Source organism: Enterococcus sp. DIV1375a, assembly GCF_051712205.1.
GTDB lineage: Bacteria > Bacillota > Bacilli > Lactobacillales > Enterococcaceae > Enterococcus > Enterococcus faecalis.
Genome location: NZ_JBIOOM010000001.1, coordinates 1,345,854 through 1,368,788 on the forward strand (window position 1 = coordinate 1,345,854; position 22,935 = coordinate 1,368,788).

Below are 22,935 nucleotides of genomic sequence, written 5' to 3' on the forward strand. Positions count from 1 at the left end.
TTGGATTAATACAAATATCTTGGGCTGGATTTTCAACACAAGCGTTGTTAAGAAACATCCTGTTTTGCCTCGAAACAGCATGCCCAATAATGAAAAAATGAAAAGACCTGACTTAAAAGCAACCTTGCTTCTTCACAGTGGCGGGACCGTGCCAGATTCTCACTGGCTTCCATTCATATTTTTCATAAAATATTCGTTTAATCTATCTGAAATTTACCATAAGTTTTTTAGAAAAGCAACTGTTTACAATCCATCTTCTTTAATTTTATGGAAAACCTTTTCGCTTCGTTCATAAAAAACATCAGGTCGTTGTGCTTGAACATTTAAATAGCGAGCCAACGCATAAAAATAATCTGATAAACGATTGGTAAAAATTAATACCTCTTCGTTAATTTTGGCTGTCCAATTTAAACGCACAATGATGCGTTCTGCGCGCCGTGCAATCGTCCGAGCAACATGAACCATACTGGCTGCTGAGGTTCCGCCAGGTAAAATAAAACGATCAATATCTGGTGATTGTGCAGTGTAGAAATCAATCCGCTGTTCTAGCCAATGCACACTTTCCTTTTGTAATTTAAATGGTCGTTGTGCTTCAATCGGTGTTGACAAATCTGTTCCCGCATCAAAAAGTAAATGTTGTAAAGCTTCTAGTTCTTCTTTAATTTCTTGATTTTCTTGTGGAAGTTGGCTGATAATATAGCCGACCCAAGAATTCAATTCATCAATTGTTCCATAACTTTCAACTCGATCAGAATCCTTAGCGACGGTTGAGCTGCCGACTAATTTCGTCATTCCCTTATCGCCAGTTTTTGTATAAATTTTCATTCTGCTTCATCCTCCTCTAAATAATCTACTAATTCTTGCAAGCCAATTTTTTCAACAGAAGAAATTTCAAAAATTCTTGTTGCACCCGCACTTTTTAATTGTTGCCGAACAATCTCTAACTGTTGAGAATCTTGTGCTAAATCAATCTTGGTTAAAATACCAATGATTTCTTTCGGGAAAATACTACCAAATCCTGGTGAAAAAACTTGTTGTGTTTCTACAGCACTTTGGACCAAACCGATCACATCTGCTTCTGCCGCTGTGACGTTTAATGCATTATAATATTGCCGATGCAAAATAAACTCGCCTGGTGTATCAATCATTTCTGTATGAAATTCCACCGCCTGTGTTTTATCATAAATTAATTCTTTGCCTTGCAGAGCTTGACATAACGTGGTTTTGCCACAACCGATAGCTCCCATTAAAATGATTCGTTTCATCGCTACCTCCATAAAAAAGGAGCCCAAAGCAAGTACCATTACGTACTTAGTCTTGGGCCCCTTTGCCGATTTGTTAAAACACGCCATTGTGTTTCTGATTCTTTGCCTTTATCTTACCTGTTTCCAAAAAACTTGTCAAAGTTATTGAATAGTTTCCCAAACTTTATGTTGTTTCTGAAAATAGGAAACAATATCTGTTTCAAAAATCGTTTGTAAAAATTCTTTTGAAGCCAACGTTTGAAAATCACCTTGCGCGGCCACTTTCCCTTGCTTCATAAACACAATTTTTTCACTTAGCGTTAACGCTAAACGGATATCATGAAACACCCCGATTAACGTTTTCCCTTCTTGCGCACTCCACTCATTTAACTGCTGAATCAATTCTTGTTGATACCGAATATCCAAATGATTATTGGGTTCATCCAATAAAATAATTTCTGGATCTTGTACAAATAATTTAGCCAAAAATACTCGTTGTTGTTGTCCTCCTGAAAGCTGATTGACAACTTTATCTTTTAAAGGCAATAAACCCGTGCGTTCTAAATAATAAAGGACTCGTTCTTTTTCTTGTTTAGAAACAATCGGTAAAAAACGTTGTGCTTGTTGTCGATACGCCCCCATCAAAACTGTTTCGTAAACCGTATAATCAAAAGCAACTGTCGTGAATTGACTCATCATCGCTACTTTCGTTGCCAATTCCTTCCGCTTTTGTCCATGAACTTCTTGACCATCAATTAAAACAGAACCACTATAAGGGACAAGTCCGGCAATCGTTTTTAAAAGTGTCGTTTTACCGCAACCATTTGGACCTAAAATACAAGTTTTACTACCTGTCGGAAAAACGAGGGAAATATCTTTTAAAATGGGGGTTTGTTGGAGTGTTACAGCTGTTTTTTTTAATTCAATCATGCAGCAACTCTCCTTTTTTTAAAGTAAATATACAAGAAGAATGGCGCTCCAATCAAGGCTGTTACGGCCCCAATGGGAATTTCTCTTGGTGATAAAATCGTGCGGGCAATTGTGTCCCCTAGTACCATGATGGTCCCACCTAAGATTGCTGAACCGGGAATCAGCCAGCGATGAGTCGCCCCTAAATAGCGACGGACAATATGTGGTGCTATTAAATCAACAAAACCAATCACACCGACAAATGAAACCGCACTTCCTGCTAATAAACTAGCCAAAAGAATAATGCGTAGTTTTGCTGTTTTGACTTCTACTCCCGCTAACATCGCATGTTCTTCTCCTAAGCCAAGAACATCCAATGCGTTGGCATCAAACCAAAGAAACAGACTGCTGACAAGCAAGATTGGACAATAAATAGCAATTTTTTGCCAATTACTGCCAGAAAAACTACCCATTTGCCAAAAGACTAATTGTTTCAAATAATCTTGGAAAAGTGCTGTAATCAACGTCAAAATAGCACCGACAAACAAGGTCATAATCATTCCCACTAAAACAACTGTTTGATTGGACATTTGACTATCCATTGTTTGCGTAAATAACAAAACTAAAAAGACCGTTGCTAAGCCAAAGATAAAACCAGTTAAAGGCAATAAAAATGCCCCTAAGATCGAAGCAGTTACTCCAGTTACCATGATTAACGCAGCGCCTAAAGATGCTCCCGCTGATACGCCCAAAGTATACGAAGAAGCTAAAGGATTACCTAAGAGTGATTGCATCACCGTGCCACTTACTGCTAAGCCTGCGCCCACGAGATAGGCCATCACGACACGCGGTAACCGAACATTCCAGATGATTCCCTCTAAAATCCCGTCTTCTGAAACCGTCTTTTTCACTAAAATTTGAAGCAAATCCGTTAACGAAATCTGAACGCTTCCAATTTTAATACCCAAAAAGAGCATGCTCATACTGATCAAGAGCATCAGTATGAGACACGTTTTTTTACTCATCTTTTAAATCCTTGTATTCCTCTGGATAAACAGCTTTTGCCATTTGTTTTAATGCTTTGGTAATGTGGTTATTTGGTAAAGAGCTAGACATGTTATCGATTTCGAAAACTTCTTTGTTTTGAACTGCAGGAACGTTTTCCCAGTTTTTACGAGCTAAAATTTCTTTGGCGGGATCTTTCATATAGTTAACATTGGTTAAAATGACTTCTGGTTTTGCAGCAATGGCCGCTTCTTCTGTCACTGGTAACCAGCCTTTTTCATTTGCCAAAACATTTTTTGCCCCAATTGTTTCAATCATTTCATTTAAAAATGTCCCATTACCAAAGCTATAAATGTCTGGTAAGGCAGCCACTTCAAACAAAACAGTTTTTGGTTTTTTAATAGTTTTCCCAATTTTGGCTACTTCGTCGATTTCTTGATCCATTGTTTTGATTAACTTTTGTCCTTTTTCATGTTCAGATAAGCTATCCGCGATGAATTGGACGTCTTCTTTGATTGCTTTGATACTTGTACTAGTGGGGATGTTAACGACTGTAATTCCAGCATCTTCCACTTGTTTCCAAACACTTTCTGAGCTAGCTAAATTGATGTCATTCACATAAACAATTTGTGGTTTCAAGGCAATCAATTTTTCGGCATCGACAGCCATCATATCCATTTGTGGTAATTTTTTTAAATCAGTCATCATTGTGCTACTTTGAGTATCAACTGCGATTAATTGATCGGTTTTACCTAAGTCTTCAATCACTTCTGTTGTTGATGGCACTAGGGAAATAATTTTGGTTGCTTCTTTGGGTAAAGTAATTTCTTTGCCGCTACGGTCTTTGGTTGGTAACGTTACTTCTGTTTTTTCAGAAGAGGTAGTTGCTTTCTTTTCCTGTTTACCACACCCTGCTAAGCCAAGTGTTGCTACTAAACCTAAAGTCATCATTGTTAAAGTAAATTTTTTCATTTTTCATCCTCGCATTCGTCTATTTTATTTTGGGGAAAATTTTCTGAAATGAACCTCCTTTGTCTCAACGTCAAAACAATACAAAAAAACCACTTTTTTCTCCAATAGAAAAAAAGCAGTCACTTAACTATGCTAATGATATACTCAGCCAGTTATCTTCAAAGCCCCTTCTTTTTCCTACAAAAGAATGATTAGACTTATCAAGCCGGTATCCTGACTTAGCTTCTTCTTACTCCCAATCCTTCCAGAATAATCTGTGGTCTTATTGGTTTCATCCACCATACAGTAGGTAGGTCTGTAGAGGATTCGCACCTCTTTCCCTGACACTTCATAAGTACATATATATTGTATCTTCGTTGATAACTAATTTTCAAACCAGTGATTAGACGTCTTTGTCTAATGACACACATTTATTATAACGGTTATCAATCATTTGTCAACGCTTCCTCAAGCAAAAGAAAAACTTTTCTTGTTTTAGTTATTAGACGTTGTTCCGTTTTTCTATTCATGATAAAATAAATCCTAGTTTGAATAAGAAAGAGGTTAACTTGATGAAAATCGTCATTTTGTTACTTGTTGCCTATTTATTAGGTTCGATTCCCTCAGGTGTTTGGATTGGTAAACTTTTCTTTAAAAAAGATATACGCCAATTTGGGAGTGGGAATACAGGAACAACCAATACATTTCGTGTCTTAGGGAAACCTGCCGGAATCACGGTATTATTAATGGATATCTTGAAAGGAACGTTAGCCACTTCATTACCCTATTTGTTTGGTTTACAAGGCGTGAACCCGCTCTTCTTTGGGGTAGCAGCTGTTTTAGGGCATACCTTCCCTATTTTTGCCAATTTCAAAGGTGGTAAAGCCGTAGCCACTAGCGCTGGCATGTTATTAGCATACAGCCCCACATTTTTTATTTATTCTGCTCTTATTTTTGTGATTTGTCTGTATCTAACCAGTATGGTGAGTTTAACAAGTATGATTAGCGCTGTACTAATTACACTTTCTACTATTATTTTGCCTTTCACTGTCCCAGCTATTTTACCAACATTTAACTGGTTATTAACCGTGATTGCGATTGCTTTGACTACTTTTATCTTTGTCCGTCATCGTGAAAACATTCAGCGAATTAAAAATGGAACAGAAAGTCGTCTTTCTTTTGGCTTACGTGCAAAAAAATAAAGAAAAAGGCTGTGAACAAATAATGTTCACAGCCTTTTTCTTTATTTTACACTAATCATATACTGTGTTTTAAATAGTTCGTTAGCTGGTAACTTATTGATGCCAAATTTTTCAGCAAGTTGGCCAGTTGCGTCGACAGCATCAGCAATCCCGCACCAAGGTTCGATACAGACAAAAGGCGCTTCTTTCGGTGTCGGTGACCAAATCCCCACAAAAGGCATTTCTGGATAACTCAAAGTGACTTGATGGTCACTTTCGTCTGTGGCAATCGTAATTGCTGTTTGACCTTTTGTTTCAAAAATCATTGCATCATTTTCAAATAATTGATGCGTTAAGTCAAAGCTGGTATTCGTTTGGGCTAGCGTTTTATTCGCTAAATCAATAAACGGGCCTGCTAAGGGAATTTGTGTCCGTGATTTTTTAGGTGAAAAACTTAGATAATAATCTTCAAACGTTAGTGAAGATTCTAAAGGTACATTAAAGGCTGGATGACCACCAATCCCAAAATACATCTCTTCTTTCCCTGTGTTTTCTACTTGGTAGTTTACAGTCAATTCTTGATGTTCTAATGTATAAGTAATCACTAGTTCAAAATCAAAAGGATACTTCTTCTTGGTTTCTTTTGTTGATTTTAGTGAAAAAGAAACTTCTTCTCCACCTTTTTCAATCACATCAAATACTTGATCACGAGCAAAACCATGTTGAGTTAAATGATACGCTTGATTTTGGTACATATACGTATCTTCTTTTAGACGACCGACAATCGGAAAAAGTACGGGCGCATGGCGGGCCCAAAATTCAGGATTTCCTTGCCAAATATATTCAATGCCGGTTTCTTTTGATTGTAAACTTACTAATTCTGCTCCTTCTTCAGCAAATGTTGCGATTAGAAATTCATTTTCAATTTGTACAGTCATTGCGTTGTCCTCCTAGTTGATACGAGCAATTGCTTATTTTTCCAACTCTTTAATAAATTGTTGATTTAATACTTTTAAATAAGTCCCTTTCATACCAAGAGAACGTGATTCAATAATTCCAGCTGATTCTAATTTTCTTAAGGCATTCACAATTACGGAACGAGTAATGCCTATTTCGTCTGCAATACTTGAAGCAGTTAAACGACCTTCTTCGCCATCTAAGGCTTCAAAAATGGCATGGACGGCTTTTAATTCACTATAGGAAAGAGTGTTGATGGCCATTTGCACGGCAGTCGCACTGCGAACTTCTGCTTCAATTGTTCTGGATTGATGATACAAAATTTGCATGCCGACAACGGTCGCACTATATTCAGCTAACACTAAATCATCCTCGTTAAAGGATTTTTCAACACGCGCTAAAATAATCGTACCCAAGCGTTTGCCGGCACCGTACAAAGGCACAATAGTGGTTAAACCAAACGGATACAGCTCTCGTGATTCAAAAGGAAATGCAGTTAAATCACTGTCTATTGGAATATTTGCTTCGGTTACTTTGAGCATATCCACGGCCTCGGTGTATCCTTGAGGAAATTTTTTCTCTTTAAACATATTTTTGATACGGGCATTATTAACATCTAATTTTTCAGTATACCCCAACAAATCACCTGAACTGCTAATAATATACGCATTACTTTCTAAAATATCCCCTAAAATCATTGCCATTTTGTTGTACGGAAGTTCTGCTTGTACGTCAAACAGATTATTTTTTTGCAAAAGCTCGTTCACTTGACGTGTTTTTTCTAATAATGTAGCCATCTTTTCTCCTCCAGCCTTTTTTATAAGATGTAACGACTTAAATCTTCATTTTGAACAATGTCATTCAATTTTTCATTGACATATGCTTCGGTAATCGTAATTTCACCCATTTGCATATCTGGTGCTTCATATAATAAATCTTCTAATAAACGTTCTAAAATTGTGTGTAAACGACGCGCCCCAATATTATCTGTATCACGGTTTACATCATAAGCGATGTGTGCTAACCGTTCAATTGCTTCTTTGGTAAAGATGACTGAAACATTTTCTGTACCGATTAATGCTACATATTGTTTAATTAAAGCATTATTTGGCTCAGTTAAGATACTTACGAAGTCATCAGCCGTTAAATCATCTAATTCAACTCGAATTGGGAAGCGGCCTTGTAATTCTGGAATCAAGTCACTTGGTTTTGACAAGTGAAAAGCACCTGAAGCGATAAATAAAATGTGATCCGTTTGTAAAGGACCATACTTCGTGTTAACTTGAGAGCCTTCAACAATCGGCAAAATGTCTCTTTGTACTCCTTCACGAGAGACTTCGCCCGAACTTTGTTGACTTTTAGAGGTGATTTTATCAATCTCATCGATAAAAATAATTCCGCTTGATTCAGCTAAACGAATCGCTTCACTATGAATATCAGCGTCATTGACAATTTTTGCTGATTCTTCTTTCACTAATAATTCTTGTGCTTCTTTCACCGTTACAGTACGTTCGATTTTTTTCTTTGGTGACAGAGCGCCTAACGTTTCATTTAAGTCGATGCCCATTTGTTCTAGGCCATTGTTCATAGCTGGCATCGTTTTCTTCGGTTCTTCAATTTCAATTGTTACTTCACGATTATCTAATAGACCTTTTTCCAGCTGTTCCAAAATTGTTCGGCGATTCGTTCGAATATCTTCCGTTACTTCTTCTTGTGCTTCTTGCTGTTGCTGAGCCATGTTAAACATGTTCATCATTTGTTCAAATTGATTACCGCCAGCCTGTTTTTGTTCTTTTTTAATTCCAGGCACTAATACTTTGACTAAACGTTGATTGGCCTTTTTCAACGCTTGCGCGTACACGCGACTGTATTGTTGTTTTTCAACAATTTGGATCGCATTTTCTACTAAATCCCGAACCATTGATTCGACATCCCGACCGACATACCCTACTTCTGTAAATTTGGTTGCTTCAACTTTTACAAAAGGCGCATTGACAATTTTTGCGAGACGACGAGCAATCTCAGTTTTACCAACACCTGTTGGTCCAATCATTAGTAAGTTTTTAGGCGTAATATCTTGTTGCATATTTTCTTCTAATTGCAAGCGACGATAGCGGTTACGTAAAGCTACCGCCACTGATTTTTTGGCAGCTTGCTGTCCAACAATATATTGATCTAGTTCTTTGACTATTTCTTTTGGTGTTTTGTTTAATTCATTCATGGATTTTCCCTCGCTTATAATTCTTCTACAATGATATTATGATTCGTAAATACACAGATATCTGCAGCAATATTTAAGGCATTTTTAGCAATCTCTTTCGCTGGCATTTCTTTATCACCAAAGTTTTTCATGGCTCTTGCAGCGGACAAAGCAAAATTACCGCCAGAACCAATTGCTAAAATACCATCGTCTGGTGTGATGACTTCCCCAGTTCCTGAAACTAAGAGCATTTCTTCCTTATTCATCACAATCAGCATAGCTTCTAATTTTTGCATAGACTGTTGTGTTCGCCACTCTTGGGCTAACTCAACCGCAGCTCTCGTTAAGTTTCCGTTGTATTCATTTAATTTTCCTTCAAACTTTTCTTCTAATGTAAAGGCATCTGCCACACTTCCTGCAAAACCGACAACGACTTCATCATTGTAAATACGGCGCACTTTTTTGGCCGTACCTTTCATAACGACAGATTCGCCCATTGTTACTTGGCCGTCACCAGCCATTGCAAATTTTCCATCTTTTTCGACTGCACAAATTGTTGTAGAGTGAAATTGTGATTCAACCATTATTGTTCCTCCTAGACGTTTACCTCCATTATGCACGAGGATGAAACGTTCGATAATTTTTTTGTAAACTTTCTTTTGTCACATGCGCATATATCTGAGTTGTTGATAAATTAGCATGTCCTAATAATTCTTGAACTGTCCGCATATCGGCGCCATTATTTAATAAATGTGTCGCAAATGTATGGCGTAACATGTGGGGATGAATTTCCGCATTTAATGAACTTTTTTTAATTAGTTGGTTTAAGACATATTCAATCCCTGTTGGCGTGATTTGTTCACCATGATGATTAACAAAGACATACGGATGTTTTTGTTGATATTTTGTCATTAATAGCGCGCGGCCATTCTCTAAGTAATCCTTTAAGGCGTCTTGTGCAAATGAACCAAAAGGCACATAGCGGTCTTTATTTCCTTTTCCGTGAACCAATAAAACAGAAGCTTGAAAGTCAACTGCGTCCACCGTTAAGTTCGCACATTCACTGACCCGAATACCAGTCCCATACAGAACTTCTAGCAACGCTTGATTTCTCAAATCAAGCGGTTGCTCCCCTTGTGCGCTCTCAAATAATGCATCCATTTCTTTTTCATAAAAAAAACGGGGCAACCGTAACTGTTTCTTTTTCATATGAACATAGGAAAAAGGATTCTCTTGGATTGCTTCATTTTTTAATAAGAATTGATAAAAAGAACGCAAACTGGCAATTTTTCGACTAATCGAATTACGGCTATATTCCTGATCGTACAATTCGCTCAAATAAGCCCGAACATCCAAATGTTCCACAGTCAAATAATTGTCATTACCTGAAGTCTTTAAAAACGAAAAAAAATGTTGTATATCTTCTTGATATGCTTTTTTTGTTTTTTCTGAATAGCCTCTTTCGACAATAAGATAACGAGCAAATAACTCAGGCCAATTCTTTTCTTCCATGTGATAGCCCTCCTCATTCGATTACAAAGTAACTTTAGCATAACCTTTTTCAAAAGACAATTAAGTTGTCAGAATTTAATCAATATTTCTAAATATGTTCACAATTTTAACTATTCTTTAGCTTTTGTTATTTTTTTCTAAAAATTAAAAGACTGAGTATCATCGCATTTCTTAGCAATGATGCTCGGTCTTTTCTCATATTTTTTCTACTTTAGTCTAAAGATTGGATAACTTGAGCTTGGACATCTAAGGCCCGATTAGCAATTGCTTCATAGCGTTCTTTTTTGTCACGAATTCGTTCAGGTAACTCTGGGAAAAGCCCAAAGTTTGCATTCATTGGTTGGAAATGTTTGCCTTCTGCATGTGTAATATAATAAGCCATACTTCCTAAAGTCGTTTCGCGAGGGAATTCAATCGGCTCTTCCCCTTTGGCAAGACGAGCTGCGTTAATACCTGCGAGTAAACCACTTGCCGCGCTTTCAACATATCCTTCAACACCAGTCATTTGTCCAGCAAAAAACAGATCGTCACGTTTTTTTGATTGGTAGGTTGGTTTTAGCAACTCTGGAGAATTCATAAAACTATTACGGTGCATGACGCCATAGCGAACAAATTCAGCATTTTCTAATCCCGGAATCATACGGAATACTCGTTTTTGTTCACCCCATTTTAAATGCGTTTGGAAACCAACAATATTGTATAAAGAAGCTGCAGCATTGTCTTGACGTAATTGAATTACAGCATAAGGGCGTTTACCTGTTTTAGGGTCTTCTAGTCCGACAGGTTTCATTGGGCCAAACAACATGGTTTTAATACCACGTTGCGCCATTACTTCGATGGGCATACAGCCTTCGAAAAACTTCTCTTTTTCAAACGTGCGTAAAGGAACCACTTCTGCATTGACTAGTGCTTCATGAAAAGCATTGAATTCTTCTTCAGTCATCGGACAGTTTAAGTAAGCCGCTTCTCCCTTGTTATAACGAGATTTTAAATAAACTTTATCCATGTCAATAGTTGATTTATCAATAATTGGTGCTGCTGCATCGTAAAAATAAAAGCCTTCAGAACCATTAAATTCTTGAATTTTTTGAGATAAGTTTTCAGAGGTTAAGGGACCCGTTGCAATAATTACAATCCCTTCCGGAATATCGGTGATTTCTTCATTTTTGATTGTAATTAATGGATGACTTTTAATTTTTTCAGTGATTGTTTCAGAAAAAGAATCACGGTCAACTGCTAAGGCGCCGCCAGCTGGTACAGCGGTTTGATCTGCACTACCAATAATGATTGAATTTAAACGGCGCATTTCTTCTTTCAAAACACCTACCGCATTAGTTAAACTATTTCCACGTAATGAATTAGAACAAACTAACTCTGCAAAATTTTCTGTTTGATGCGCTGGTGTCTTTTTGACAGGGCGCATTTCATATAAATCAACTGGTACGCCAGCATTGGCCACTTGCCATGCCGCTTCACTTCCGGCTAAACCGGCACCAATAATTGTGACTTTTTTTGTCATGTATAAAAATTCCTTTCTATGTCAAGAAGTTAAGAGCTGTCTCTTACAAACTCAATTCATTTTACTAAAAGAGAAGACCGAAGTAAATTCTTCGGTCTCAATTTTTCTTATTTTTGGACGTTTTCTTCATAATCGCCATTGATACAAACGACTTGTTTGCCGCCTTTAACTTTTTTCTCTACTAAATATTGCCCACATTTTGGACATGGCCGGCCTACTGGTTTGTCCCAAGAAGTGAAGTCACACTCTGGGTACCGACTACAGCCATAGAAAATCCGATTTTTCTTTGATTTGCGTTCGATAACTTGTCCTTCGTGACACACAGGACACGTCACGCCAATTTCTTTAACGATCGCTTTTGTATTCCGACAATCTGGGAAATTACTACATGCATAAAATTTTCCGTAGCGACCCAGTTTAATCACCATTGGATGTCCACATAGTTCGCAGTCAAAGCCTGCTGGTTCATCTTTAATTTGGATTTTTTCAATCTTTTCTTCGGCATTTGTTAATTCTTTTTCGAAGGGCTTGTAGAAGCGATCGACAACTTCAACCCATTTTTCTTGGCCTTCACCGACTTTATCTAGGTCCGTTTCCATTGTCGCTGTAAAATGTGTATCGACAATTTGTGGGAAAAACTCTGAAACTAGAGAATTCACAATTTCACCTAATTCCGTTGGTTCAAACCGTTTATTGGTTAGCTTCACGTAATAACGCCGTTGAATGGTTTCTAATGTTGGCGCATACGTTGATGGTCGGCCCACACCATTTTCTTCTAAAGTCCGGATTAACGTGGCTTCACTAAAACGAGCCGGTGGTTGAGTAAAGTGTTGTTTCGGTTCGATATCGACCGATTTAACAACGTCACCTTCCACTAATTCAGGTAAAATATTTTCCTTGTCTTCTTTACCATCATCGCGTCCTTCAACATATACTTGCATAAACCCTTTAAATTTCACTTTGGAGCCATTGGCAATAAACGTTACGCCGTTTTGTTGAAGCGTGACCTTCATGGTATCTAAAATCGCTGGTGTCATTTGACTAGCTACAAAGCGCGACCAAATAAGAGTATATAATTTTAATTGATCTTTATCTAAATACTTCTTCATTTCATCGGGTGTTCTTAAAACGCTTGACGGACGAACCGCTTCATGGGCATCTTGTGCACCTTGCGTATTTTTTGCTTTGCGGCCGCCATGTGCTGAGAACTCATCTCCGTAGGTCTTTTCAATGAATTCAGCAGCTTCTGCTTTGGCGGAATCAGCAATTCTGGTTGAGTCTGTACGCATGTAGGTAATCAGCCCCACAGTGCCTTGTTTCCCTAAAGCAATTCCCTCATACAATTGTTGCGCAACCATCATGGTTTTACGGGTACGGAAATTTAATTTACGTGCCGCTTCTTGTTGTAAACTACTGGTTGTAAAAGGTAATGCAGGATTACGTTTCCGTTCTTTTTTCTCAACTTTTGTAACATCGTAATCTTTACCGTCAATCCGAGAAGTGATTTCTTTCACCGCTTCTGCATTTGGTAATTTTTTCTTTTTACCATCTACGCCCCAGAAATTTGCTTTGAATTTCTTGCGACCTTTTTGGAAATTCCCATCAATGCTCCAATATTCTTCAGGTTTAAATTCTCGAATTTCATTTTCTCGATCAATAATCATTTTTAAAGCAACAGATTGCACACGACCAGCACTCAAACCTTTTTTGACTTTACGCCATAAAATAGGACTAATCGAATATCCAACTAAACGGTCTAAAATGCGCCGTGCTTGTTGTGCATCAACTAAATCAACGTTGATGGTTCTAGGTTCTTTAAATGCCGCTTTTACCGCTTCTTTAGTGATCTCATTGAATACCACACGGTTTTTATCTTTTAAATCAAGGCCAAGAAGATAAGCTAAATGCCAAGCAATTGCTTCACCTTCTCGGTCCGGATCGGCTGCGAGATAGACTTTTTCAGCTTTTTTTGCAGCCGCTTTTAAACTTTTGATGACATCGCCTTTTCCGCGAATCGAAATATAATGAGGTTCATAATTATTTTCAATATCAATCCCCATTTTACTTTTTGGTAAATCGCGAATGTGACCAACACTGGCAACCACCTTGTAGTTTCTTCCTAGATATTTTTCAATTGTTTTGGCTTTGGCAGGTGATTCTACAATCACGAGATACTTATAGGCCATTCAATTAGCTCCTTTCGCGTTCGCTTTCCTACTATATAATATATGTAAAAAACGCACAAATCGTAATACATCATATGCTATATAGAATAGGTTTGTCAAGACTAGGCTTTCTAACATTTCTGTCATTTCTGTTTGACTGTCCGAATTTATAAATAAAAAATGCCTATGATTTATAGATTTTATCCTAAAGCATTAAAATACCCAAAACATTCCAAATAAAATGAGTCAAGACAGCAGCTTCAAAGCGACCCGTGCGTAGATAGACCCAACTTAAAGCTAAACCCATGCCCCAATAAATAACAAAACTACCTATATCTGTCGGCGTGTGCACAAGTGCAAATAAAATAGAAGAAACGAGTATGCCTATTTTTGAAGCTGGCTTGAAAAACGCTTGAATCCCGACACGAAAAATTCCCTCTTCGAAAATTGGCCCAATCACACCTGCAAAAATAAGTATAAGCCCTTTAGGAATAGATTGGACAATTTCTTCAACACTTTGTTGGTTAGAGGTCGTCTCTAATCCTTCCAGACGTAATAAGAAATCACCAAATATTCCCACACAAAAGATTATCACCAAACCTAACAAGACCACTGGCAAGGTTTCTTTGATTCCTAAAAAAGTCCAAATTATGAGCTTTTTCTTTTTCAAAAAAGCAACAAATAGATAGACGAAATAGGCACCAAGTCCAACAGCCACTAATCCACTAACAAAGCGAAACCAAAAATTTTCTGTAGAAAATTGAACAACTGAGACCATCATCAAAGGAATTTGATCCAAAATCAAAAAGCCCAGTAGCTGCATACCAAACAACCATCTTTTTCTAACAACCGTTTCCATTTAGACACTCCTAACTAACAACCAAAAGATTAAAATCTGATTAAATAGTACCGAAGTGAACGTAGGTTGTCAATTCACAATTAGTAAAAGTCACAATTCTTCACAAATATCATCAATTGTCTGAACACATTTAGCGCCGTCCTGAATTAATTCATGGCAGCCTGTTGAAAAAGACTGGAAAATACTTCCCGGTACGGCAAATACCTCGCGCCCGTAATCCATCGCCGCTTGTGCAGTAATTAAAGAGCCACTATTCTTACGAGCTTCCATCACGCAGACCCCTAAAGATAATCCAGCAATAATGCGATTACGTGCAGGAAAATGATATTTTTTCGGCCCACTCCCATTCACATATTCTGTTAAAACAAGCTGATTCTGCTTCATAGTTTGCTGTAATTCTTTCTTTTCATACGGATAATATACATCTAATCCAGTGCCTAAAATTCCAATTGTCTGACCCCCGTTCTGGATGGCCATCTCATGGCTACGACTATCGATACCTTTGGCAAGACCACTGACGATTGTGAACCCTTCTTTGACTATTTTAGGAACCAGAGCTTCAGTCACTCTTAACCCATACGAAGTGGCATAGCGAGCGCCGACGATGCCAATTTTCCTTCTACTTAACAATTGTAAATTTCCTCTATAAAAAAGAATTGCTGGTGGATTATAAATTTCTCGTAATAATTTAGGATAGACGGCATCTAAAATTGTCATAAATTGGTGTTGGCATTGTCGTATATATAACGCTTCACTATGAATCGTATGGTGTAACCAAGATTGTTCAAATAATTCACGATATTTCTTGATTTCAGCAATTCTAATAATTTCTGTACTGGAAAAATCAACACGCTTTTGTGCGATAGCTTCTTGTAACACTTTTAAGATCCCTAAATTGCCAATTCCTTGGCATACCGCTAATTTAAATAATAATTGTCGTTGTAAAATTTCCAACAAAAAACACCTCTTTCACATCTTCTTAAAATAAGAATACGTAAAAAAAGTGTTTTATTTTTAAATCATATCTTTTATTGGCGCAAACGTACGTCGATGAATGGGCGTTACACCGTATTTTTCTAACCCGAGAAGATGTTCTTTTGTTCCATAACCTGCATTGTTTTTAAATCCATATCCAGGATATAATTCATCATATTCTTCCATTAATCGATCTCTTGTTACTTTTGCAATAATACTGGCTGCTGCAATCGAAATGGAGCGTGCATCCCCTTTAATCAAACTTTCTTGTGGTTGGGGAACGTCTAACTGCATTGCATCAATTAATAAATAATCTGGTGTAAAAGCTAAATCGTCAATTGCCATTTTCATCGCTTGTTTAGTTGCTTGATAAATATTAATTTGATCAATGACTCCTTGATCAGCGATACCTAACCCGATAGCGACAGCCTGTTCTTGAATCTGGTTATATAACGTTTCCCGTTTTTTAGCAGATAGTTTTTTTGAATCATTTAAGCCTAATAACTGACAATCTTTCGGTAAAATAACTGCAGCTGTCACAACAGGGCCAGCTAATGGTCCGCGGCCTACTTCATCAATTCCTGCAATTAAACGATGGCCTTTTTTATAGGCCACTTCCTCAAATTGACTCATTTCTTTAAAAAGTTGCCACTCTTTTTCTTTGGCTAACTGGCGACGTTCCCATTGTTTGATCGCTTGTTGCACTCCTGAACGTTCATCTTCTCGCCAGCTTGCTAATCGTTCATCGGTTGCATCAGTGACAGTTAACAACGCTTCTTTGATTGCCTGAATCGACTCTTTTGCCATGTTATTCGTCTCCTAGTTCTTCCCAGCGGTCCAAAGTATACGTACCTAATTTTCCACTGCGAATTTCTAAAATAATCATTTCGCTGGCTCGATTATAATCATCTCTAAAACCACGTTTTTGGCTAATTAACATCAACTGTTCTGGGGCAGGTAAAAATAGCTCTTCCTCTGTTAAACCATATCGTTCCGTCAAACGTTGCGGATAAAAACGTGCAAAAAATTCTAATCCATAAATCGCCAAATCATCTAGATGCAATAATTGATCTTTTATAGCGCCAGTTAAAGCTAATTTTTTTCCAATTTCTTCATCTTCAAATTTTGGCCAGAGAATCCCTGGTGTATCCAGTAATTCCAATTGGGAACCAGAGCGTAACCATTGTTGTCCTTTTGTCACACCTGGCTTGTTCCCAGTTTGCGCAATTTTTTTTCCGACTAAACGATTCATTAAGGTTGACTTACCAACATTGGGGATCCCAATACACATGGCGCGAATCGCACGCGGTTTCAAGCCTTTCGCCTGTTCACGAGCCAATTTTTCTTTTAACGCTTCCTTGGCTGCTGGCACAATTTTATTGATTCCTTTATTTTGTTGGGCATTGATAACTAGGGTTTGGTACCCTTTCTTTTGAAAGTAATGTTGCCATTTTTTATTTTGGTCGTTATCTGCTAAGTCCCCTTTATTTAAAAGGACTAATCGTGGTTTTTGTTGGACAATTTGGTCCATCATTGGGTTACGGGAAGAAAGCGGTAACCGCGCATCAACTAGTTCAAATACAATATCGACATATTTGATTTTTTCAGAAACTTCTCTTCTTGCTTTGGCCATATGGCCGGGAAACCATTGAATGGTCATAATCTGTTCAAATCCCTTCTTTAACACATTGTTTCTTTGATTCAATTCTTCAACGAGTCCTGTGTTCCGCGTAGATTCTTGCGAAAAAACACCTTCTCTAGTTTAACATATTTTTCACGGATTTGATTTATTTTCTGCAGTGTTCTTTAAAAAACAAAAAAGCTGAGCCAAACTCACTTTGGATTTTGTCTCAGCCTTGTACACTGGCAAAGTATAGAAAGAAGTAGGTCAAGCTCTTCTCAAGACCGACTCAAGAGTATTTCTGTTTTTACTTGTTATTTAGCATGAAGTAAATTTTCTTTACAATGAATTAACTCTGTTAAAAACTGACAGTACGGTGTAGCAATCCCATAGACTTTCCCTTTGCGAACAATTGCTCCATTGATATAATCAATTTCGGTTAAACGATGATTGGTTATTAAGTCCTGATACATCGATGGATGGTGCAAACCAATTGTTTCTCGATTATAACACGAGCGGATTTGTTGAAGAACTGCTTGTTTATCTAACGTAACTTGTTCCGCTTCAGCGACTGCTAAAAATTCATTAACTATTTGTTGAACAATTTGATCTGCTTGCTCTGTTTCGCCAAAGTCTGCCATATTACAATCCAACAAAGTACATAAACCATTCATTGTTCCATTCACACAGGCCTTCTTATAAATGGATGATAAAATATTCTCAGAATAACGAGCATTTAAGCCAGCGTTATTTAATACCTTAATGACTGCTTCTGCTGCTTGTTCACTTTGCGCCCCTAAATTTTGTAAATCAATCGAACCATTACCAAATAATTTTACTTTGCCCGGTCCTTCTAACCCAGCGGTCCACATTGTGTTTCCTAATAAAATATTTTCGTAAGGCACGTATTTTTTGATAATATCTTCGTGCCCAATTCCATTTAACAAGCATAAAACTTTCGTATTTTTATTAAGGAAATGTTCTAATGCTTCAAGCATTCCTGCCAGTTGCATTGCTTTTGTAAATAGGATAACTAAGTCTGCTGTAAAATCGATGCTTGCTACTTCTGTCTGAGGATAGATAGGAATTTTAGCGGTCACCACTTCGCCATTAAAATCAGCAACTAACCCGTTTTTTCTTATTGCTTCAATATGTTCTGGCCAACCATCGACAAAAATAACATCATTTCCTGCTTGATGTAACATTAGTCCAAAGCGACTGCCCATAGCGCCAGCACCTGCGATAATAATCTTCATTTCTTTTCCTCCGTTCAATTTTTTATTTTTAGGTAAAAATCTGCTAAGAAAATCTCTATCTCTTACTTTTATAGCAATAAAAAGGCAAAACATATGTTATATTATAAGTGATCTATTTGTTATTTTTTATCCAAGCACATTTGTGTAAGCGCTTTTAAAAAGAAAGGGAGTTTCTGATGAATATTCAGCTTTTAAAGTACTTCATTGAAATTGTTAATACCCGCAGTTTATCGGCGGCCGCTCGCAATTTATTTGTCACCCAACCAACACTTTCTTTAGCATTGAAAAAAATGGAATCTGAGTTAGGCACAGCGTTGTTTGATCATTCTGATCAACCGTTTCAATTGACCGATACTGGTGTTTATTTATATGAACATGGCCAAGAAGTTGTTTTTCAATTCGATCAATTGGTAACAGATATTCGTGAAATGAACCAGAAACCAGTTAAAAAGCAATTGCGTTTAGGGTTAACTACTTTATTTGCTGTACAATTTATGAAAGAAATTTCACGATTTTTAACAACCCATCCACATGTGAATTTAATATTACAGCAAGACGGCTCGCCAAAATTACAAACGATGTTAGCAAATAAAGAAATTGATATGGGACTAATTTCTTTCCCAAATACCTTACCTGAAATTATTCATATTGAACCTTTAGAAACGACTACCAAAGGCTACCATGTTTATGTCGTAGTTCCAGAATCAAATCCTCTCTCCCAATATGAAAAATTAACTTTTAAAGATTTGAAAGATCAACGATTTTCATCGTTAAGTGATAATTTTATGATTGGTCGCCTACTACTAGATCGGACTCGGAGCTTCGGTTATGAGCCGAATATCATTTTGCATAACGATGATTTACAAGTACTTCTTTATAGTTTGCAAAAAAATAATTCGATTTGTTTGCTGCCGATTGAATATTATGAAGTGGGAAAAAGTCAGGGACTGAAATGGATTCCTTTAAAAGATAAGTTTGACTATTTCCCCATCGGCATTGCTTTGCGCCGCGATTTTAGTATGACAGAAGATGTTAGAGATTTTATCCAAATCATTAAAGAAAATTAATGGATAATCTAGCCTTGATAAGCAAAGACGACTTTACTATCATAAAGTTTCAACACTTTTTCAAATAAGAATTTTGAGAATAAACCCGCGACAATTGGAACAACAAACCAAGAAAAGAGTAAAGGTAAGATCCCTAAGCCCGCATCCAATGAAGCAAGTGGCCCCACGAGTCCAACCAAGCCAAATCCAGCCGATTGTGGGGTTCCTGAAATGTTGAATAGAACCACAGGAATTGCTGAAATAGTCGCTGTAAATAAACAAGGAATTAAAATAATTGGGTATTTAAATAAGTTAGGCATCATCATTTTCATACCGCCCAAAGAGACAGCCAGTGTCACTCCCGATTGGTTGACATTCCAAGAATTAATCACAAGAACAACAGTTGTGGCTGCAATTCCCATTGCGGCAGCACCTGCAGACAAGCCATTCAACTGAATCGCCAAACCGATTGCCACAGTAGTGATTGGTGAAATAATCAGTGCAGCAAATGAACAAGCAATTAAAATACTCATGATAATTGGCTGGAAATCAGTAAAATTGTTAATCACTTTCCCGATGGCGACCGTGATCTGTGTCACATATGGATAAATCAACATGCCAAACAAACCTGCACCTACTCCAACAACGATCGGTAAAGCAATGATTTCCACTGAACCGAATTTTTTATCGATGACTAATAAAAGTAAGACTGCAACAGAAGCGGTAATCATAATATTAATGATGTCACCAGTGCCTGCACCAATAAAGCCTTTCACTTCTGAATTAAATTTAATCACGCCAGAACCAGCAAATGCTGCACCGCCAGCAATCATCATTTTCTGTGGCGTTAAGCCAAATTGAAAAGCAATCAGTCCACCAATAATTAAAGGGGTGGCTAGTTGGAAAATTTGCGCCGCATGAATAATCATTTCGATAATCTTGTATTCTGCAAAATATTTTAAAATGGCTCCTAATACAGCATTGGGAATTAAGGCGATAATGGTGCCGGAAGCTGTTCCAGCTAACACTTTGTTAAAAAATATTCTTGGGGTTAATTGAGCATCCAGTTTATCAGTGGGCATTTTCAACACTCCTATTGATTATTTTTGTTTTTTTAGAACAAGTTTGAGAATGATTGAACTTTCTATTAGATAAAGAGCGGCCTCAAAGAAGAGCGCTTATTTCTTTGAGGCGCTTTTTATTTAACTAAAGCAAGGAACGATTTTTAATATACATCCGTATCCGCATTATATTTCGCTAAATTATCTTTAACATCTCGCAAGAACTTACCTGCTTGTTGTCCATCTAAAATTCGATGATCAATAGAAAGACATAAATTAACCATATCTGCCACTTTAAAGCCTCCATCTGCGGTTGGCACAAGGCGTTTATTAATTGACTCTACTTGTAATATCGCAGCTTGTGGATGGTTAATAATTCCCATCGATTGGACGGAACCTAGTGTTCCAGTATTATTAAGAGTAAAGGTCCCTCCTTGCATTTCTTTGCTTGCTAGCGTTCCTTGTCGGACTTCTTGTGCCAAGCGATTGATTTCTTTAGCTAGCCCTGCAATTGAATAGTTATCCGCTTGTTGAATCACTGGCACATAAAGATGCTCGTCTGTCGTTACAGCTATGGATAAATTAACATCTTTATGATAAATAATTGAGCCATCATCCCAAGATGTATTGATTTTTGGATTTTTCTTTAACGCTTGAATGACTGCTTTGGCAAAAAATGGGAAGAAGCTTAGAGACAGGCCTTCTTGTTGTTTAAATTCATCTTTTAATGAATTTCTAAGTTGGACTAAGTTGGTCACATCCGCTTCCACCATTAACCAAGCGTGAGGGATTTCGTTGACACTTTGGACCATTTTTTTAGCAATTGCTTTACGTACAGGATCTGCAGAGACAATTTTATCTGTGGTTGTTTCAGTTGGACTAGCTGTTGCGGCGCTTTCATTTTGCGAAGCAACTGGCTCCTCTGAAATTGAAGGGCTAGTTCCTGGACTCACTGTTTTCTCAGGTGTTCTTGCCTGTGTTGGTGTAAAGTTTGTGACATCTTTTCTAGTAATTCGACCATCACGACCTGTCCCTGTAACTTGTGTTAAATCAATCTTTTTTTCTTGGGCAATTTTAAGGACTGCTGGGGAATAACGACCATTATTTTTTTGATGGGACGTCGCAGTGCTTGTTGTTGCAACCGTTTCATGTTCTTGCACTTGTTCCGCACTTGCTTCTTTCACTGGTGCTAAAGTAGCTTCTTCTGTTTTTTCGGTTGTTTCTTCTGTCTCTAACGTCATCACCGCTGTTCCGATGGGCACATCTGTATCTAGAGAAATCAGAAATTCTTTTACTACACCATCAAAATCTGATGGGACTTCCGTGGTGACTTTATCAGAAACGACTTCCATTAAGGGATCATAGCGTTTCACTGAATCTCCTGGTTTAACTAACCATTGGACAATGGCTGCCTCTGTGACACTTTCGCCTAGATGAGGCATTTTGATTTCTTTTGTGGCCATTTATTTTTTCCTCCTTGCTTCAATTAAAATTCTGCTAATTCTTTCATTGCTGCTAATACTTGCTCTTCATTGATTAAAAATTCTCTTTCTAAAGGTAATGCATAAGGCATGCTTGGACAATCAGGTCCTGCAAGTCGTTGAATCGGTGCATCTAAATCAAAGAGAGCATCTTCTGAAATCATTGCCGCAATTTCACTCATCACGCTGCCTTCTTTATTGTCTTCTGTTACGAGTAAGACCTTCCCTGTTTTCTTAGCTGCAGCTACTAATGTTTCGCGATCTAAAGGATATAATGAGCGAACATCGACGATTTCGGCATCAATTCCTTCAGCGGCTAGTTTTTCCGCCGCAGCTAAAGCTAATTGCAAGGTCATGCCATAACTAATCACGGTTAAATCACTACCCGTTCTAACGACATTGGCTTTGTCAATTGGTACGATATAATCATCTGCAGGCACTTCATCTTTTAGTAAACGATATAAACGCTTATGTTCGTAAAAAATGACTGGATCATCGGAACGAATCGCTGCTTTAATCATCCCTTTTGCATCATAAGGATTAGAGGGGGTCACCACTCTTAATCCTGGTTGTCCACAAAAAACTTTTTCTGTAGACTGAGAATGATACAGCCCACCACGAACACCGCCGCCATAAGGGGTCCGATAAACGATTGGCGCAGTCCAATCGCCTTTTGTTCTATAGCGCATTGTCCGAGCCTCTGATAACAATTGATTGGTTGCAGGCAAAATGTAATCCGCAAATTGAAATTCACCAATTGCGCGATAGCCCATTAAACCTAAGCCGACAGCTAAACCACCAATTAAGCCTTCTGTTAACGGTGTATTAAAACAACGCTCGTCACCGTATTTAGCAGCTAAACCCTTTGTTACACCGAACACGCCGCCTTTGTCGCCGCCGACATCTTCTCCAAAAATAACTACTTTTTCATCACGAGCCATTTCTTCAGAAATTCCTAAGTTAATTGCTTCTAAATAAGTCATCTCAGCCATT

The 22,935-nt window shown here is 37.6% G+C and carries 21 protein-coding genes, 2 pseudogenes and 2 riboswitches; of the genes and pseudogenes, 2 read left to right on the forward strand and 21 right to left on the reverse strand.

Annotated elements, in window-relative coordinates; all coding sequences use genetic code 11:
* Window positions 1–49: 49 nt before the first annotated feature.
* Window positions 50–199: riboswitch (adenosylcobalamin (AdoCbl) riboswitch) on the reverse strand.
* A 44-nt stretch (window positions 200–243) separates the two neighbouring features.
* The 5 genes from IGJ63_RS06545 to IGJ63_RS06565 all read right to left on the reverse strand — a co-directional run bounded on the left by IGJ63_RS06545 (window position 244) and on the right by IGJ63_RS06565 (window position 4,130).
* Complete coding sequence (locus tag IGJ63_RS06545) at window positions 244–825, reverse strand: cob(I)yrinic acid a,c-diamide adenosyltransferase (RefSeq protein ID WP_002408470.1); 582 nt, start codon at window positions 823–825, stop codon at window positions 244–246.
* Entirely contained in the window at window positions 822–1,265 is a 444-nt protein-coding gene (locus IGJ63_RS06550; protein WP_002363995.1) for a EutP/PduV family microcompartment system protein, read from the reverse strand. The genes IGJ63_RS06545 and IGJ63_RS06550 overlap by 4 nt, the downstream gene beginning before the upstream one ends.
* A 141-nt stretch (window positions 1,266–1,406) precedes the next feature.
* Window positions 1,407–2,174 carry an ABC transporter ATP-binding protein gene (locus tag IGJ63_RS06555; RefSeq protein ID WP_002357498.1) on the reverse strand — a complete coding sequence of 256 codons (768 nt, stop codon included), beginning with the start codon at window positions 2,172–2,174 and terminating at the stop codon, window positions 1,407–1,409.
* The gene (locus IGJ63_RS06560) at window positions 2,171–3,178 is read right to left on the reverse strand and encodes a FecCD family ABC transporter permease (protein ID WP_438746127.1); all 1,008 of its coding nucleotides are present in this window, start codon (window positions 3,176–3,178) and stop codon (window positions 2,171–2,173) included. Before IGJ63_RS06560 ends, IGJ63_RS06555 begins: the two co-directional genes overlap by 4 nt.
* Complete coding sequence (locus tag IGJ63_RS06565; protein ID WP_002414499.1) at window positions 3,171–4,130, reverse strand: ABC transporter substrate-binding protein; 960 nt, start codon at window positions 4,128–4,130, stop codon at window positions 3,171–3,173. The genes IGJ63_RS06560 and IGJ63_RS06565 overlap by 8 nt, the downstream gene beginning before the upstream one ends.
* Window positions 4,131–4,316: 186 nt before the next feature.
* Window positions 4,317–4,476: riboswitch (cobalamin riboswitch) on the reverse strand.
* A gap of 205 nt (window positions 4,477–4,681) precedes the next feature.
* Here IGJ63_RS06565 and plsY point away from each other — a divergent pair.
* Complete coding sequence (gene plsY / locus IGJ63_RS06570) at window positions 4,682–5,311, forward strand: glycerol-3-phosphate 1-O-acyltransferase PlsY (protein WP_002360243.1); 630 nt, start codon at window positions 4,682–4,684, stop codon at window positions 5,309–5,311.
* A gap of 41 nt (window positions 5,312–5,352) precedes the next feature.
* Here the strand turns inward: plsY and IGJ63_RS06575 are convergent, their stop codons facing one another.
* The 12 genes from IGJ63_RS06575 to IGJ63_RS06630 form a co-directional block, all read right to left on the reverse strand.
* Entirely contained in the window at window positions 5,353–6,228 is an 876-nt protein-coding gene (locus IGJ63_RS06575; protein WP_002363997.1) for an aldose 1-epimerase family protein, read from the reverse strand.
* A gap of 33 nt (window positions 6,229–6,261) precedes the next feature.
* Entirely contained in the window at window positions 6,262–7,044 is a 783-nt protein-coding gene (gene codY / locus IGJ63_RS06580) for a GTP-sensing pleiotropic transcriptional regulator CodY (protein WP_002357492.1), read from the reverse strand.
* Window positions 7,045–7,064: 20 nt separating this feature from the next.
* Window positions 7,065–8,468 (reverse strand): ATP-dependent protease ATPase subunit HslU, encoded by a 1,404-nt coding sequence (hslU, locus tag IGJ63_RS06585; protein ID WP_002396306.1) that lies wholly within the window; start codon window positions 8,466–8,468, stop codon window positions 7,065–7,067.
* 14 nt (window positions 8,469–8,482) lie between these two features.
* Entirely contained in the window at window positions 8,483–9,031 is a 549-nt protein-coding gene (gene hslV / locus IGJ63_RS06590; protein ID WP_002357489.1) for an HslVU peptidase proteolytic subunit, read from the reverse strand.
* A 28-nt stretch (window positions 9,032–9,059) separates the two neighbouring features.
* The gene (xerC, locus tag IGJ63_RS06595) at window positions 9,060–9,959 is read right to left on the reverse strand and encodes a tyrosine recombinase XerC (protein ID WP_163327331.1); all 900 of its coding nucleotides are present in this window, start codon (window positions 9,957–9,959) and stop codon (window positions 9,060–9,062) included.
* A 211-nt stretch (window positions 9,960–10,170) separates the two neighbouring features.
* A complete protein-coding gene (trmFO, locus tag IGJ63_RS06600; protein WP_016633228.1) occupies window positions 10,171–11,478 on the reverse strand; it encodes an FADH(2)-oxidizing methylenetetrahydrofolate--tRNA-(uracil(54)-C(5))-methyltransferase TrmFO in 1,308 nt (435 codons plus the stop codon).
* A 107-nt stretch (window positions 11,479–11,585) separates the two neighbouring features.
* A complete protein-coding gene (gene topA / locus IGJ63_RS06605; RefSeq protein WP_002357484.1) occupies window positions 11,586–13,664 on the reverse strand; it encodes a type I DNA topoisomerase in 2,079 nt (692 codons plus the stop codon).
* A 184-nt stretch (window positions 13,665–13,848) separates the two neighbouring features.
* Window positions 13,849–14,502 carry a CPBP family intramembrane glutamic endopeptidase gene (locus IGJ63_RS06610; protein WP_002369353.1) on the reverse strand — a complete coding sequence of 218 codons (654 nt, stop codon included), beginning with the start codon at window positions 14,500–14,502 and terminating at the stop codon, window positions 13,849–13,851.
* A 90-nt stretch (window positions 14,503–14,592) separates the two neighbouring features.
* The gene (gene dprA, locus IGJ63_RS06615) at window positions 14,593–15,456 is read right to left on the reverse strand and encodes a DNA-processing protein DprA (protein WP_002382350.1); all 864 of its coding nucleotides are present in this window, start codon (window positions 15,454–15,456) and stop codon (window positions 14,593–14,595) included.
* A gap of 60 nt (window positions 15,457–15,516) precedes the next feature.
* On the reverse strand, window positions 15,517–16,284 hold the full coding sequence (locus tag IGJ63_RS06620; protein WP_438746131.1) for a ribonuclease HII: 768 nt from the start codon (window positions 16,282–16,284) through the stop codon (window positions 15,517–15,519).
* 1 nt (window position 16,285) lies between these two features.
* Complete coding sequence (ylqF, locus tag IGJ63_RS06625) at window positions 16,286–17,137, reverse strand: ribosome biogenesis GTPase YlqF (protein WP_002357480.1); 852 nt, start codon at window positions 17,135–17,137, stop codon at window positions 16,286–16,288.
* Between the two features lie 275 nt (window positions 17,138–17,412).
* Window positions 17,413–18,354, reverse strand: a complete 942-nt coding sequence (locus tag IGJ63_RS06630) for a 2-dehydropantoate 2-reductase (protein WP_002369351.1) — start codon at window positions 18,352–18,354, stop codon at window positions 17,413–17,415.
* Between the two features lie 176 nt (window positions 18,355–18,530).
* Here IGJ63_RS06630 and IGJ63_RS06635 point away from each other — a divergent pair, with 176 nt between their 5' ends.
* Complete coding sequence (locus tag IGJ63_RS06635) at window positions 18,531–19,421, forward strand: LysR family transcriptional regulator (RefSeq protein WP_002357478.1); 891 nt, start codon at window positions 18,531–18,533, stop codon at window positions 19,419–19,421.
* Between the two features lie 8 nt (window positions 19,422–19,429).
* Here IGJ63_RS06635 and IGJ63_RS06640 read toward each other — a convergent pair whose 3' ends face one another.
* The 4 genes and pseudogenes from IGJ63_RS06640 to IGJ63_RS06655 all read right to left on the reverse strand — a co-directional run bounded on the left by IGJ63_RS06640 (window position 19,430) and on the right by IGJ63_RS06655 (window position 22,934).
* On the reverse strand, window positions 19,430–20,482 hold the full coding sequence (locus IGJ63_RS06640; RefSeq protein WP_002384478.1) for a PTS sugar transporter subunit IIC: 1,053 nt from the start codon (window positions 20,480–20,482) through the stop codon (window positions 19,430–19,432).
* A 143-nt stretch (window positions 20,483–20,625) separates the two neighbouring features.
* Window positions 20,626–21,558, reverse strand: a pseudogene (locus IGJ63_RS06645) (dihydrolipoamide acetyltransferase family protein); the annotation flags it as partial.
* A 195-nt stretch (window positions 21,559–21,753) separates the two neighbouring features.
* Window positions 21,754–21,924 (reverse strand): annotated as a pseudogene (locus IGJ63_RS06650) (biotin/lipoyl-containing protein); the annotation flags it as partial.
* Between the two features lie 23 nt (window positions 21,925–21,947).
* Complete coding sequence (locus IGJ63_RS06655; protein ID WP_002357475.1) at window positions 21,948–22,934, reverse strand: alpha-ketoacid dehydrogenase subunit beta; 987 nt, start codon at window positions 22,932–22,934, stop codon at window positions 21,948–21,950.
* Window position 22,935: the final 1 nt, after the last annotated feature.